The organism is Glaciecola siphonariae, assembly GCF_042652645.1.
Lineage (GTDB): Bacteria > Pseudomonadota > Gammaproteobacteria > Enterobacterales > Alteromonadaceae > Glaciecola > Glaciecola siphonariae.
Window position 1 is genome coordinate 468,589 of record NZ_JBHSGU010000005.1, and the last position, 14,432, is coordinate 483,020.

A 14,432-nucleotide genomic window follows, 5' to 3' on the forward strand; every position below is an offset into this window, starting at 1 on the left:
ATGCTAATAAATATCATTTAAAGGCGTTGTGGAGTGAGTCTGCGGTATTATTTACTGAAAAATAAGTCACTGAAAACAAGTTGCTGGAAAAAGCGGGTGGAAATACGCTTTTGTACCAAGGAATTCATCGAGGAATATCCATATTTGCCATGCAGCAGGTCACTTCCACTGTGCCAGAATCCTATATTAGGGAATTTCTGTGTATTTGCCAATGGCTATCTTTACCAATTGCTAATTGGCAATAAAAGTTCCGTCGTTCTGACGCGTGACTTCGCGCATTAAGGTAGAGAACTTAAGTACGTCTGTCGTGACCTGACCGTTTGAGCGAGAGAAACCTATGGCGTGAATGCGCGCAATTTTTTGACCGCTGCGGGCATTTGTATTCAACTGGTTGATGCTTTGTAAAGTTGCATCATAGGAGCCACCACTATAATCATCACCTAGCACATACAAGGCTAAAGACTGTGTTTTAGGGCCATAAATACGCAAGGCCGATTCTATTCCTTCTACCGGCGAGCTATTTGATGAGCCGTTCCATGTGCGCAGGGCCGTAAGCATAGCTCTGCGCTGTGCCGGCGTGTCATTGCGCCAACGGCCGCTTGTGCTGCTTACAAGAAATTCGCCGTTGTCTGACATTATTTGAAATCCTTTTACGGTAGGATGGTTGTTTAGCACTTCGTCCATCGTGCGCAAGACTCTCTCCCACATCGCTTTCATGCTACCTGAGGTGTCTACAATAAAAATAACATAGTCAGTATCAACCGGAATGCCGCCCACCTCTTCGTCCCTTTCGGGCGCTGAACTATTGCTAATGGCGGCGCGTTCACGGCGAGCTTTTACTTGCTCTAAGCCACTGGCTTTATCGCGAAGCTTCGCTAAATCCTCTTTTGCTCTTGCCACACTCGACTCAAGTTGCTCTAGCAAGGCTTGACTGCTGAGCGCTTGCGCCTGAGCTTGCCGCATCGCCTCAGTGTCAGCAATAAGTGCCTGCTGCAGAGCATCTACTTGCGCTTCGGCTTGTGCCGCCGACTGCAACAAACTCGACACCTGACTTAGGTCGCTAAACTGGCCATCATCACCGTTACGCGCCAATAGTATGAGCATCACAACCGCGCCAAAGGCACATGAAATCACGTCTAAAAAAGACAAACTGAACACTTCGATAGGAGTGCGTTTTGTTTTCATGGCCACGTACCTGCTGGCGCAATAAAAGTGCCTTGAGTGCTATCGGCCCAGCTCCAATACAGCGCTGGCGCGGCTGAGTCACCCTCCAATGGCAACAAAATAATGTTGGTACGCACTCCTTGAATTGGGTTTGCCCGCATAGTGTGCCCGAAGGCTGCAATTCTGCATTCGCCGGTAATAGTGGCCTGCTTGCCCTTAATCGGTTTACACCCACGGCTTTCGTTAAAGCCAGAATTAGGATTGATATAAGTGGGTAAACCATCGGTAATGATATACAAGTCGCTTACGTTGCCCATTGTGCGTGTCATCTGCTGCAAGGCCTGCTGCAAGTTGGTTCCCTCGGTTGGAACAAGTCTTGACGCTTGCGTGGCAATTGCATTGAGCTCTTCTGGATTTTGCTGCCGGCTTATTGGCTTTCCTAAGACCTGACTGGTGTCATTAAAGGCAAGCACTGATACCTCGGCATTTTTTGGCAAGCGCGCCAGTAGCCAGTTCAAAATAGCTAAACTCCTTTGCCATTTAGGGCTCGACCGTTTTTTATTGTCTGACGCAAGTTTGGTTTTTATGACTTCAATTAACGACTCATGCGTCATTGATGCGCTCATATCTAGCAATATGCCAATACGCTGCCCCTGAACTTTGAGCCCCACGATGTAGCTTTCTTCACCGGCCCCGGTAATTTCAATCACGTCGTTGGCCGTTTGCGGACCGGCCGCGGCAATTGCGCTTTCAAGCTCAGCAATAACCGCAATTTTGTCGCGCAGCGCTGCAGTTAAGGTATTTTGCTCCGATGTGAGTTGAGCAATGCGGGTGTCTAATTCAGAGGCTTGCATACTTGATTTGGCCAGTGCCTGTTTAGCCTCACTGGCAAAGCTCTCGAGCTCACTGCTTTGCTCTGCGCTCTGCGCAATTTCTTGTTCTAAACGCGCTAATTCCTCAACAGGAATGTCGGTGTTGTCGCTGAATTTGACTAAAATTAAAATCAAAATTACCGCGCCTAAACCGCACGCCATCACGTCTAAAAAAGCCAGATTAAAGCCATCTTCCCTGCGCTTTTTAAATATACTCATCGCTTAGTGGGCACTTGGCTTAGTTATGTAGACGGGTAAGAAGGTGTTTTTCGCAGTTTTTCCGCGTGTTGATCACCATCTCATCTTGACGATTATTGAGCATATGTAGCAAGTACATCAGTACAATTGATATAAGCAACGACACCAATGTTGAATTAAAAGCCACACCGAGCTTATCAACCATTCCAGAAATATCGCCGGCTACAGCTTCTTCTGCTTTGGCAAGCGCGGAGCCTATTCCGCGCACAGTGCCGATAAAACCAATGCTAGGTATTGCCCAAATAAAATACCTAATAAGACTGTTACCAGACTCTAACTGTGCGGCCAAGGTTTCAATACTCTCAGATATTGCCTGACTCGCATGCTGCACGTTTTGTGTATTTTTGAACCTACGAAGGCAGTTAATCCACGTAGCCATAGACGAATTTTCAGCATACTTGCTTGCTTCTAACTCCTTCAGCGCTAAGCTGACATTGAGCACATCATCACCATCAGCACGCCCGCTCGCTTTAATATTTGCTGACTTTTGCGCACTGTGCGCTTTTGTCTCTTGATCTGTTGATGATGGTAAGTGCTCACTTTTTTCTGAATCAGAAGCAGCTAAGGAGTCTTTTTCGTCGTTCTGATGTGTTTCTGTGGTTATTTCTGCGTGTGTTTCTGCGGTATTCGCTGACGCATTTGACGCTTGAATAAATCTTTGATTTGCGCCAAAACCGGCTAAATAGTCCATGGTGAACAGCGGCTCTTCTCGCAGCACAATGCGTTGATATTTATAAATGATTAAAAACGCGCAAAACAAGCCAATGCTCACGCTCGCCTGCTGTTCAAAGTCTTTAAAAATGACCCACAGGTTGCTCGTAGCGCCACTACCTTGAGCGGCAATGGCGGCATCCGCAAGCGGGCGCACAACGCCCTGATACAGCACATGCACCAGTGCGACAATGCCCAAAAATACTGCTGCTGTGATCGCACCAGACGGATTCATGTTTGAATTAGAAGATTGTTCACGCATCTTAGATATCACTCGGTAAAGTAGCAGGAGAGTCCAAACTTATTTGCACCGCCACGGCACCCGCAGTGCCAACAATAATGAGTGCCAGCGCAATATAAACCCCACGCAGTATGCGCAAGGAGCGCTTAGAGCGCACGCTCTTATGTGTGTCTCTGTTTGTTTTATTGTTAAAGCTAGGCATGATGTGCCTCCCTTTGTGCTAAATAAGTGAATTTAGTTATCGTAGCGCGCAATTCTAAACCCAATGGTGGGCTTTGCAGACTCACCTACCTCTCGAAATGCAGCCCTAAGTTCGCGCAAACGCCCCGACGTGTAGTTGCCCCCTTTTACCACATGCTGAGTGCCGCGAGGCGCGCCCATATAATCGGTTTGAACATTCTGCGTATCGGGCAAGGCCGTTGTATAAAAGTCGTGCACCCATTCACTTGCATTGCCGGCCAAGTCGAATAAACCGATGCGGTCAGCTTTAAAGCTGGCAACAGGCGCAAGGCCTGCCTGACCATCGTTATATTGCTCAAGTAGTATTAATTGATTGCCCTTTGCGCTTTCGTCCGCAAAATTGCCGATATTAGTAGGAATGCGCGTTTGGTCGCCCCACACATACACGGTACTGCGGCTTCGTTTAGCTTTTTTAGCTAACCATTCCCATTCTGCCTCGGTGGGCAGTCGGTAGCCCGTTGACGCTGTATCAAAACCTGTGACTTTTGCGCCGCTTACTTTATAAAAAGGAGGCAAGCCTTCTTGCACACTTAGCCAATTGCAAAACAATGCAGCCTGATCCCATGTTACTTCTACTTGCGGCAGCTTACTATTGCTAGCTTGACCTGTAAAAGCCGCAAACTGTGCTTGCGTGATTTCAGTCTCAGACACCCAAAAACTGCGCGTAAAATCCACTTTCACCTGATGCTCATTTCGCCTGCGGCCTGTTTCGTTTGGCGGTGAGCCCATAACAAAGGGATCTGGGTTAAACTTTAACAGCTTAATACCCAACTGATTTGCCGCCAGAGGTCGCCCTTCTTTGCGACGAGCGTCAAATTCTGTGAGCAGCTTCACTTCCACCTTTAACTCTCTGGCACTGCTGGCTGTGACGCTTTGTGTCACGCTTCTGTAGCCCTTTTTAGACAAAACAATCGTTAAAGGCTTGGCCATCAATTCAAATGCTCGTCCGTCAGGGCCAACTTTACCTTGTGCCTTTGAGTCAATACTTAAATCGGCCTCCACGTTGCTCGCTATCCATACCCTACCTATTTCGGGTTCGAGGGCTATCGACATCGACTGTTGCTCTTGCGGAGCAAGCTTTATGCTGCGTTTAAATGGAAAATACCCGGGTTTCCGATATTCAATAGAATGACTTGTATTTGCATCTAATGAGTGAAGACCCAAAGGTTGTTCTAGCTTGTTTATCAACAATACACCGTCGTTAGGCGATGCACTTATGTTTAATTGAGATTGAACGGGCAGTAAACGGTAATTTCGCTCAGGACGTATGGCCGTAGAGCTCACTTCAATTTCATCTTCAATGCTTTGATATCCTTGCAATAAACTAGTAAGTGAATACTTGCCACCGCTTAACTCCACTACAAGAGGGCTGGTTCCCTTCATTTCATTATTTATGAATATTTCAGCACCGCTAGGCTGCGTGTTAATTGAGATAGCGCCCTGCACTGGCTCTAACTTAACAGCGACCTCAAGTCGCTCGCCGCGCTGTGCATTAATGGTGGTGGTATAGGGCTTGTAATACGGATTATTAACACTCAGCTCATATTCGCCTGCCGCGACTGAGTAATTAAGATTATTGCCCACCTGTACAAGCGAATTTTCAATATACCAGCTGGTTTCGCCGCTAAGTGCTGCGCCCTCAACTTCGATTGAGCCGATAATTTGCGCAGGGCTCGGCTGTAAAATCACCTCTATATTGCTTGGACTGTCATTTGATATGGCAAGCGAAGTCGTTTCAAAAGTCTGTGCACTCACGCTAATGTTCACGGTTCCGCCTAAGGTATATACCTTATGGTTGGCTACGTATGCACTGCCGCTATCGACTTTTATTGTTGCGCTGGGCAATGCCTCAGTCGGGCCAATATTTAGCACATAGGCTTTAACCAAAAACAACCACGACAGCACCGCTGCAAATACAAAAAATGTAAACACAGCGCCGAGCAGATATATACCTGCGCCTCGTCTTTGCGCTTGTTTAATGCGGTCATCTATTTGCATGCTTACTTCCTGTTCGCCGTTTAATACTTGCTGGTTGTTGTTTCGTTTTGCGCTTGAACGTACGCAGGCTAAATTTGTTCGTCGCACTTAATTACAAGTTCAAGCGCATCACTAAAGCCTACTTCAACACTAAGGCGTTTGGTTCTGTAACCTGTGCGCTTGCCTTCAAATATATAATTACCTGGGGTGAGCTCAATGGTTTTTTCTTCTACTTTTCCTACAATGCCTACGCCAATCACCGTTATGTGCGTTTGACCATCGGAGCGCACCGTGACGGGCATTTTTGCAGAATATCGGTCTATTAAACCTGCGAGACTTTGCGCACTTTGCGCAAGTGCCTTTGATTCAGGCAATAACGAAATAGATTGTTTAATCGCCTCTTGAGCCGCCGCACGAATATTTGGCTCTGCCAGTCGCTCGGGCCGTAAAATAAAGCGATTCATGCTCTGCTGTGCGCTGAGCACTTTATTTGCTTTCACGCCGGCCTCTAATAGCTCCGCATCCTTTGGAAACCTTACTCGGCTCTGTTCCACAAGCTTTGCCACTTGTTGCCATGCATCGTCACTTTGCAGTTGCTTAACGCGCTGTTTTATATCCACAAGTCCTTGCATAGCCAGTTTTTTATCTAAAGCGGCGCGCAGTGCAGCAATTCCCTTGGCGGATGCTTGTATTATCTCAGCTTGTTTAAGATAAGTAGTGGCCTCGTTTATGTCATCACGCTGCAGAGCTTGTTCGGCTTTTTGAAGAGCAAAGCCCAAACGCTGTTGATTCAAACGATTTACAGCGTCTTCAAGGGGCGCTTTTATATCCTCGCGAGATGGGTCTGCGGTGATGATTTTTTGCATCAACGCAACCTGATTCTCTAGGTTGTTTTCAACCCGCGCCACTTTGAGTTGCGCAAAATATCCTTGCACCTGCTCATATACTGCCAGCCGCGAGCGCAGGTGCTGACTACTTTCATGTTGTGGTTTTATTTTGTCGGCTTGAGATAGCGCTAAGCGAGCCTGCTGAATCTGCTCCTGCTGGTATAAACTCTCAGCTTGCGCAAGCTTGTCTTTGTGCGCCTGATGCCATCCCAATATAAATGCGTCAACATCTGCGTCGAGCTTGTTGAGTTCACCTAAGGCCTGCACAAAACCGGCATTGGCAAAGAGCGCCAAGGCACGCTCTTTAGCCGCATTCATGTTGCTGAGCTGCGTTGATTGCCAACCAATCTGCGCAATGTTAACTAAGGTTGCAGTATGCTGAGCTTCAAAAGCAGCTAAGGCTTGTTTAAATGCCTCGCGAGCGGCTTCTTGCTCAGCGCTAGAGTAAGCCTCACTGAGCTCAGCCTGCACAGCGTCAGCACTGCCGTTATCACTATGGCTATCAGACTTTAGTGCCACGCCAATGGCCACCGCGCACGCAACTGCCAGCAATATTGCCAAGATAAAAAACAGACGTTTTATCTTATTGACTCGTTGGCGCTGCTGCTCTTGAATAAAAGCATCTGGCGAGGTGCTTTGCGTTTGCTCTGCCAAAAGTTACTTCCTGTATGTTTAGCCCATTTTACAACTGCGTATCAGGGGTGCTCTCAAGCGAATAAATGTTTCTCAAGTGCGTTTTCCACTGCATGTATTGCTCGGTCGCTGTACCTTGAAGCTCAATGGTGTTGTCTTCAAATTCCATTTCAGTTGGACCAACGCTTAAATCTACTGCCTGCCCCTGCTCCTCTATCACAGCGTTGTGCACCTTCATTGCTGAGTTTGATTTAAACGCCTCGTTTATTGCCACCACTGACCCAATACCGCCTAAAACTGCGCCTACTTGCCCGGCGCTGGAGCCGCTATTTTTTGCTAGTATAGCCGCCAATATTCCCAAACCTATACCCGCGGCAGCGCTGGCGTTTCGCTTAAACGCGGCTTCGCGGGCCGCCTCTAGCTCGGGAAGCGTTTGCTCCTGCCATGTTTGATAAGACGGGCCGACTTGGGCATCAAATACTTCATATTGATCTTGCAAGCGGTCTATAAATAACAACTCTTGCGCTCTCAACTCTTCAATTCTAGCAAGCATCGGGTCGCTCTTATCAGGCAAACCATTTAATTCAAACTTATAGTAGCGCTGGCCGTTTTTTCGCTTTACGTCAGTCTCAATATATTGCCCGAAGGCTTCAGGGCTGTAGTATCGGGCATATCGCATTAACGACATGTCTTTGATTTGTTGTTTGTCTTGTTCGCTGAGCTTACTTAGCAGCGAAACTACATATCCACTGATTTGTTTAAAGATAGGTTCGTAGGGGTTTTTACCGCTGTTTCGCTGATCTCTAAAGAAGTTTTGCGATACCTCATGTTTAAATTCTTGTATGCCCCAAATCTCCCCTGAGCTATCAACCACCGTTACCGACGCTCCCACAACTTCGCTATCTGAATGCGTAATGGTACCTAATACAAATAGGTCAGAGGGTGTGCTGGCGTCAGGCACAACTACCACTGAGCCAAATACCTTTTCGCTTTGCATCGCTTTTTTGGTTTCTACGGCAAATAGTTTTGCTTCGGTGCGCCTCAACTGCGGCCAGATACCCTCATCATCGAGCTCTTCATAATCAATCTCACCAGTATTTCTATCCATCGGGAAGCCGGGATCAAAAGTCGGGATTGCCACGTCTAAGAATACCGATGCATTTTGCAGATTTGCGTTAGCGTCTGCATTTTGCGCTCGTACCTCTGGCGCGCTTGGCCCGACTAGTAACGGTCCTTGACTTCGATTAGCGTTAGATTGACAGGCTGCCAAAACAAAGCTCAATAAAAATAATGATATTAGTTTAACCCGCGCAAACCTCTTACCATGCTTGTCTGTCATCTACCGATTTCTCCTTCATTGCTCAATCTATCCAATGCTTAACTTGTGCATCCGTAGTCTGCGTATTGCTTTTCCAGACCATCTAACGAACTGGCCTCGGCTTTTAGTATCTCTTCATATAACAGCGTGCAAATAATACTATCGTTATCTTTTGGTGCAACCACCTGCCGCTTTATCCTGCTTGATGCTGAGCTAGGCTGATTTGCCGGCGAACTGCCTGCTTGTGACTGAGCCCTTTGTCCTTCATTTACCGCATTAGTAGTGCCTGTAGCAGCCTGTTCTTGTCCATTGGCATCAGCACCAGTGCCAACTCCAGATGAGTCGCCGCTAGCCGTGCTTTGCGCAGACCCTGCGCCACTACCACCACCCGACATCTGTTGCACAACGGTATCTACGCAGGTTGCGTATGAATCAATACTCTCGCTCAAAGAAGCGTCCATGCGGGCTATCTTTTCTTCGCGCGTTAGCAACAGCTCATCAATTTCGCCAATACTCACCTGAGTACATTCATGGGATGCCACCGGAAACTCGCTATTACTGGGCGCTAACTGCGCTTTTGCTCGTGGAACACTTGCTAATAAAGCGCACAGCAATAAGCCGGACAAACTTAATATAGCAGTGATGTTAATACGCCTATTAGAAGGTGTCGGTTTAAATACAAAGATAGTGCGTATTTGCGAAGCTAATGAACTCAAATGATTCTTCCTCATTCAAAATAGTGCACGCGGAGCGCTTTTACGCTCACATTTCTTACATGTTTTAAACTAAGAGTATAGATATAGCGGTAGGTTCAGGCTATTTTAATTTTGAGTATGGCACAAGTTCCGCCTGAACCATGTTTGCATCTATAAAAGTTGCATCTATAAAAGTTTCGTGCATAAGAGCTACGTATACAAAAGTCGCGCATACAAAAACGGCGCCTCATTCGGCGCCGTTTTATGTTGTTAATGCGAAGTGTCGTGTAATTCGAACCTGAGCGAGCATTTAAAACTGCGGTGAGACGCTAGCCTAGCTCAGGTATTCATATTTTCGTTATTTCTAGTGCCTGTTTTACGCCTTTTTTTACGCCTTCTTACACTAGAGCATGGCGACCCAGTTCATCTTCACTTACTTTTGCACCTATCGCCATTTTGAGTTTTGCTGCCATACTGGGGTCTTTCTCCCAAATTTCGACACTTTCAACATCAAAACGCAGCACCTGCATGTTGTCATCTAGCATGCCGTCTTTGTACCATGCGCTGATTGAGGTAGAAAAGTGGTCTTGGATTGTCGTTTTATCTGTTTCAACCACCAAGTAGCCTGAAAAGCTGCCAAATAGCTTATGATCGCCGCTTACAAACTGCGCCATTGCTTTACCGCCGCCAGCGATGCGATTGTCTTTAGTCGTGAAAATCCAAAAAGCGTCATAATTATCATCTTCTAAACAAACATGCATTGGCTCGTTGTGATCGGCGTTTTTGTTAAGGCCAACCATCATGTTGGGCGTGTCTTGAATTTGTTCAAACAAAGCTGAATGTAATGTGTTAGACATAATGCATCTCCTAATAAAGTTGTTTGGGCGTTGCTAGCAAGACTTAACCGCTAACTTGACCTCAATTGGTCGTTTTTTTACCAATGTCTTCATAGTAGATGCTTCAACTTTTATGCCAGATAACAAATACAGGCTACTGATTGATAAATAAGCGCTTTATGGCCTTAGGCGTGCAAAAAAGCAAACCATGTAAGAATATAATGCCCAAGACTCGGTAAAAGTTTCACAGCGCGCTTGTTTATAAAAGCGCCTATCTAAAAGGCCTTAAATACATCGTGCACCGAAGCAAGATAATCTTCATTGTTTATTTTATCTTGGTCAAACTCAGGGATTTGCTTAATTTGCTGCTTATTTAACTCACAAAAAACCGCTTGGTCTTTCCAACTTACCGATTCGAGATATTCGGGCGGTAGCAAGGTTTTACGACCACCTGGGAGCCAGTTTCTAGTGTCAATTACCAAGTACTTGATGCGCCATGAATCGGTATCGAGAATAAAATCATGAACGTGCCCTTGCATGCCATCGGTTTCAACAAGATTGTAGTGTTTTAACTCGTCAATAGAGCGCAGATGAGGGTCTTGTTCGTCGCTAGGTGTAGCTTTGTCCCTTTTTGCATCATGCTGAGTTTGCAAGCGCTCTTGCTGTGCTAGGTCTAAGGGGTTTTGAAAATCTCCCCACAGGCCTAAGCCATTCCAATAATAGCCATAGCCGAAAAAATCAAACATCACTTCTTCAAATTGACGAGAAACAGGCTTGTGGGTCTCAATACTCGGACTATTTTGTACGTCTTCTTTGCTTAACGATACGTGAACCTTTTCATCGGCTACGTTAAGCAACTGCAGTGAAATTGGGGTAATCAACACTTTTTTAGACAGCGGCATCCAACGCTTAGTATCAACTGTTAAATAACGCACCGCCCACTGCTGGTCGTCAAATAACACATCTTTTATAAATCCGATGTCGCCATCGAGGGCTTCAATGTCGTAGTTGAGCAGTGAATTTAAACTAATATTCATAGTATCTCTCCCGTTTGATTTAGCACTCACAGAGATTAAGCAAGGCACAATGCCTGTGTATGATTTGCATGCTCCTAGCGTATCTTCATGTTGTCGCGTTTTATTTTTAAATACAAGTCGTAGCAACTTTTGTACCGCTAAAACAGTTAGCGAATGAGGAGCAATAAATTTGTTATTAAACAAAGAAGCATTTGTGTGATGCTTCAGGTAAGCTAAAATAGAAACTCAACTAAGGTGAGCAAAAACATGAAAGCATCCATTACAAGATTCAGCGCTACTGCCTTTTTAGGCCTTAGCTTTACGCTTGGCGGCTGCATGAGCAAGGGCGTTGAAATGACCGACCAACAACAGCGCATGGCGCGTTGTGATCAGTATGTCGACATGTCTCGCGACCAATGCCTGCGCGGTGAAAATGTAACGATTGACGACTACAAAGAAGAGTATAAAGACTTCGAAAAAGACGTTCGAAATAAAATGAAGGCAGAAACGGAGCAAGCACAAAAAGCCGCGGCTGCCGAAGAAAAATTAAAAGCAGAAAAGCTAAAAGAAGCGCTCGAAAAAGCCAAAGCTCAAGCAGATAAAGCCAGACAAGCGCAAATTGAGGCACAAATACAAGCGATTGAAGATAGCAGCAAAGACTAAAAAACCTGCTAACCTTGCTCTAGCGGAATTTTCACACTATATGCGACCAACTCGTAGGCTAAGCCGGCACGAATACTGTCGGCACTGCTTTTTAAATCACTGTTGAAATGCGCGGCCTGTTTGGCACTAATCGACTTTTTAACAAGCTGCGCATTAAGCAAAACGGTTTTGCCACCACTGTCTGTTGGGATAAAAAATCCATAGTCTTTAAACGATACTCTGTACACCTGCTGACCGGCCTGCGCGATAAAAAAACAGCCCTTTTGTTGACACACTTTTGTAATTGGCAATTCGATTTGAAATTTTTTGCCAACTAAATCTGCAGGAGCATCTGCCAACTGCTTAATGCTAATTACGGGAAGTTTTGCGTCAGTGGGCAAGCCAAAGGTTTCACTCACCTCATCTTTGACTACAGGCTCAGATAATCTAATGGTCTTGGCATGTAGATTATAGGCGGAGCTGATACCAATAAGCGCGAGTAAAGTCAGTAATAGTGTTTTCATAAATGCTCATTAAGGCCTTAATGGTTTTTGTTGTATATTTACACGCATAGCTCGCAGCAAAAAATGCCCACCCTATGCATGCGGCCAGCCAAGGCCAAGTTATGAATATATCCAATTGCTGTAGCACCGCCTAAGCTTCACATTTTGAGTGTAGGCGTTTTTTAATTTTTATCCAGCTTTGTTTTGCAACGCTTGTTCAAGAAGCGATTCAATGCGTTTTACGCTGGCGAGCAACTGCGTCATTGTCTCTGGCCCGTCAGTCTTTGCGCTGCCCAATTTGTTTACGGGGGCATTGTTTTGAAGGCTATCTTTTTGCTCAAGGATGCGCTCGCGAAAATGTTCTGCGTCTATCACGCCTATCATCGACACCAATGCGCCGTGTCCCGACTGACCAGCAGTTTCGAAATTCAGTCTGTACAAGCCAAAAGCACGCATGAGCGGCCCCTGCACCATACCCACGTCTGTAATTTTTTCGAGCGGTATAGACTTTTCAACCTTGAACAAAATGCCACGCTTTACCACCAGTTTGCGCTCTAATAAATCTGCCGACATCGCATCTAGCATGCGCTGCCCAATAACAAAAACGAGAATCGCAATAATGGGAATAAGCGGAATAAACACAATACTCAAACACGACACCAGTACAAACTGTACTAACCAATATGCTTTAACCTTTTTATCGAAACTTGCGCTGGCAATCACATGGTCTTTCATTTTTCTTCCTTGTTACACTTAACTAGCTTAGGTTTGTCGTCTTTGTTTAAGATTTTGAGCTACATGTTGCGCGTTTAGTGCAATTCAGCCTCAGCGAGCTTGGCTTTAATAAAATCACTGTGGCGAATGTATAGTAAGTCTGCGACTTTACGGATGATATCATCCTCATACTTATCTAGGTTGCCATCTGCATACGCCACCTTCCACATAAGCTGCACAAGATTTACCCGCTGATCGTAATCGTAATGTTCATTTATCAGAGAGGTAAATGGGTAAACCGATGTGCTTTCTTTGTCGCTTTGTTCACTGCGCTCAACAAGTTCGGCCAATTCGCTTTCAGACAGTGTAAAGGTATCTTTTAAAAGCCCTTGAATCTTCACTTTTTCATCTTCTGTTTGCTCAAAATCGGCGCGCATTACTTCCATTAGCAGCGTCGCGCAGGCTTCTTGCAGCTTTTTTTGCTTCGATTCTTCGGTCTCAATTTCGCTGCTAGGTTTAAAAAACGATGTTAGCTTCGCGAGCATCTCGATGTCCTTTTTTAATAAAATTTATTTTATATCAACTTTGGTACGCATTTATCCTCTTATCTAGCTCATATTTTTGCAAGTTTTGCCGACATATAGAGCAGTCGTTCATTAATTTGCAGTCTATGTCTAAAATAACTACCCGTCAGGTTTCTCAATTAAAAGATGTCTTAAGTGATGCGCAGATTAAGTGCGTGGCGCTCGTTAAGCAGGTGTCTAAACCTAAAACGGTGGACTGCACTGCAGACGAATCGGATACCCATGAGTACTCCCAAGAGCATTATATTATTGCGCAGGTAGACGCATTAAATATTGGGGCAGCAAAGGGCCAGTTTGCCAGTGTAGAAGTTGTAATAGACACCGACTCTGCCCTAGAATGCAGCGGCATTTATACGAGCCTACAGAAAGCAAAAAACGATGGTGTGTATGTTGTATTTGACGCCGCATTCTTAGCGGTCAGCAACAATAGAGCGCTATTGCAGGGTGCACGCGCAGAAATTACCAACGTCAAGCACAATGCGTATTTTAATTTAATGTCTTTAGGTTCGCTTACCAAATAAAACCTTGCTGCGATGTCAATTTGCGGTGGCGTTTTTTTACCCACTCTCTGTTATTATCCTCGCTCCATTTGACTTTTCACGTCGTAACTTATTTACGCTCTAAGCCAAGCACTAGGCAGATTTCTATGAAAGCATGTAATCAATGCGGTAAATGTTGCATCAAATATGGTGGCGCAGACTTGAGTGCTAATCCAGAAGAAATAGCACTATGGGAACTGTTTAATCCTGACATTTATAAGTACGTAAACGGCACAGAGATTTGGTATGACCCAGACACAGGTGAACGTTTAAGCACGTGCCCCTTCTTGGCTGTTGAGCAAAAGGGTATTGACAATAGCAAGAATGCACGCGGTGTTAACGCAAATGCGGGTTCTGCGGCTACGGTAGAGTCACAGCTTAAATACACGTGTACGATTTATGAGGACCGTCCACAAGATTGCCGTCATTATCCAACCGACGTGGCAGAAATGATACGCGATGACTGCGAAATGATAGAGGCCGTTGATATAAGCAATCAGCCGCGCGCTCAAAAACATCTTGATGCACTGATGGCGGATAGCCGTCCTGCAAAGCAATAATACCCATTCAAGTTGCAGTTTTAATCAGCAAAAGCAAACATA

The 14,432-nt window shown here is 45.5% G+C and carries 16 protein-coding genes; 3 read left to right on the top strand and 13 right to left on the bottom strand.

Features of this window, described 5'->3' with window-relative positions:
• Nucleotides 1–231: 231 nt before the first annotated feature.
• From ACFO4O_RS13190 to ACFO4O_RS13235, 10 genes are all read right to left on the bottom strand, one after another.
• Nucleotides 232–1,185: a hypothetical protein gene (locus ACFO4O_RS13190; protein ID WP_382409264.1), complete on the bottom strand. Its 954-nt coding sequence runs from the start codon at nucleotides 1,183–1,185 to the stop codon at nucleotides 232–234.
• Entirely contained in the window at nucleotides 1,182–2,255 is a 1,074-nt protein-coding gene (locus ACFO4O_RS13195; protein WP_382409266.1) for a VWA domain-containing protein, read from the bottom strand. The genes ACFO4O_RS13190 and ACFO4O_RS13195 overlap by 4 nt, the downstream gene beginning before the upstream one ends.
• Nucleotides 2,256–2,274: 19 nt before the next feature.
• Nucleotides 2,275–3,267 carry a MotA/TolQ/ExbB proton channel family protein gene (locus tag ACFO4O_RS13200; RefSeq protein WP_382409268.1) on the bottom strand — a complete coding sequence of 331 codons (993 nt, stop codon included), beginning with the start codon at nucleotides 3,265–3,267 and terminating at the stop codon, nucleotides 2,275–2,277.
• Nucleotide 3,268: 1 nt separating this feature from the next.
• Nucleotides 3,269–3,448: a hypothetical protein gene (locus tag ACFO4O_RS13205; RefSeq protein WP_382409270.1), complete on the bottom strand. Its 180-nt coding sequence runs from the start codon at nucleotides 3,446–3,448 to the stop codon at nucleotides 3,269–3,271.
• Nucleotides 3,449–3,480: 32 nt separating this feature from the next.
• Complete coding sequence (locus ACFO4O_RS13210; RefSeq protein ID WP_382409272.1) at nucleotides 3,481–5,484, bottom strand: SUMF1/EgtB/PvdO family nonheme iron enzyme; 2,004 nt, start codon at nucleotides 5,482–5,484, stop codon at nucleotides 3,481–3,483.
• Nucleotides 5,485–5,552: 68 nt separating this feature from the next.
• Nucleotides 5,553–7,004, bottom strand: a complete 1,452-nt coding sequence (locus ACFO4O_RS13215) for a hypothetical protein (protein ID WP_382409274.1) — start codon at nucleotides 7,002–7,004, stop codon at nucleotides 5,553–5,555.
• A gap of 28 nt (nucleotides 7,005–7,032) precedes the next feature.
• Entirely contained in the window at nucleotides 7,033–8,322 is a 1,290-nt protein-coding gene (locus ACFO4O_RS13220; RefSeq protein WP_382409276.1) for a hypothetical protein, read from the bottom strand.
• A 38-nt stretch (nucleotides 8,323–8,360) separates the two neighbouring features.
• A complete protein-coding gene (locus ACFO4O_RS13225; protein WP_382409278.1) occupies nucleotides 8,361–9,017 on the bottom strand; it encodes a hypothetical protein in 657 nt (218 codons plus the stop codon).
• Nucleotides 9,018–9,394: 377 nt separating this feature from the next.
• The gene (locus ACFO4O_RS13230; RefSeq protein ID WP_382409280.1) at nucleotides 9,395–9,853 is read right to left on the bottom strand and encodes a pyridoxamine 5'-phosphate oxidase family protein; all 459 of its coding nucleotides are present in this window, start codon (nucleotides 9,851–9,853) and stop codon (nucleotides 9,395–9,397) included.
• 254 nt (nucleotides 9,854–10,107) lie between these two features.
• Nucleotides 10,108–10,869: a PRC-barrel domain-containing protein gene (locus ACFO4O_RS13235; protein WP_382409282.1), complete on the bottom strand. Its 762-nt coding sequence runs from the start codon at nucleotides 10,867–10,869 to the stop codon at nucleotides 10,108–10,110.
• 246 nt (nucleotides 10,870–11,115) lie between these two features.
• Between ACFO4O_RS13235 and ACFO4O_RS13240 the strand changes: the two genes are divergently transcribed.
• Nucleotides 11,116–11,511, top strand: coding sequence for a hypothetical protein (locus ACFO4O_RS13240; protein ID WP_382409284.1), 396 nt, complete (start codon nucleotides 11,116–11,118; stop codon nucleotides 11,509–11,511).
• 8 nt (nucleotides 11,512–11,519) lie between these two features.
• Here the strand turns inward: ACFO4O_RS13240 and ACFO4O_RS13245 are convergent, their stop codons facing one another.
• The 3 genes from ACFO4O_RS13245 to ACFO4O_RS13255 form a co-directional block, all read right to left on the bottom strand.
• A complete protein-coding gene (locus ACFO4O_RS13245) occupies nucleotides 11,520–12,014 on the bottom strand; it encodes a DUF4920 domain-containing protein (RefSeq protein ID WP_382409286.1) in 495 nt (164 codons plus the stop codon).
• 168 nt (nucleotides 12,015–12,182) lie between these two features.
• On the bottom strand, nucleotides 12,183–12,728 hold the full coding sequence (locus ACFO4O_RS13250; RefSeq protein WP_382409288.1) for a PH domain-containing protein: 546 nt from the start codon (nucleotides 12,726–12,728) through the stop codon (nucleotides 12,183–12,185).
• 74 nt (nucleotides 12,729–12,802) lie between these two features.
• Nucleotides 12,803–13,252 (bottom strand): tellurite resistance TerB family protein, encoded by a 450-nt coding sequence (locus tag ACFO4O_RS13255; protein WP_382409290.1) that lies wholly within the window; start codon nucleotides 13,250–13,252, stop codon nucleotides 12,803–12,805.
• A gap of 125 nt (nucleotides 13,253–13,377) precedes the next feature.
• Here ACFO4O_RS13255 and ACFO4O_RS13260 point away from each other — a divergent pair, with 125 nt between their 5' ends.
• Nucleotides 13,378–13,812 carry a hypothetical protein gene (locus ACFO4O_RS13260; RefSeq protein WP_382409292.1) on the top strand — a complete coding sequence of 145 codons (435 nt, stop codon included), beginning with the start codon at nucleotides 13,378–13,380 and terminating at the stop codon, nucleotides 13,810–13,812.
• A gap of 125 nt (nucleotides 13,813–13,937) precedes the next feature.
• Nucleotides 13,938–14,390, top strand: coding sequence for a YkgJ family cysteine cluster protein (locus ACFO4O_RS13265; RefSeq protein ID WP_382409294.1), 453 nt, complete (start codon nucleotides 13,938–13,940; stop codon nucleotides 14,388–14,390).
• Nucleotides 14,391–14,432: the final 42 nt, after the last annotated feature.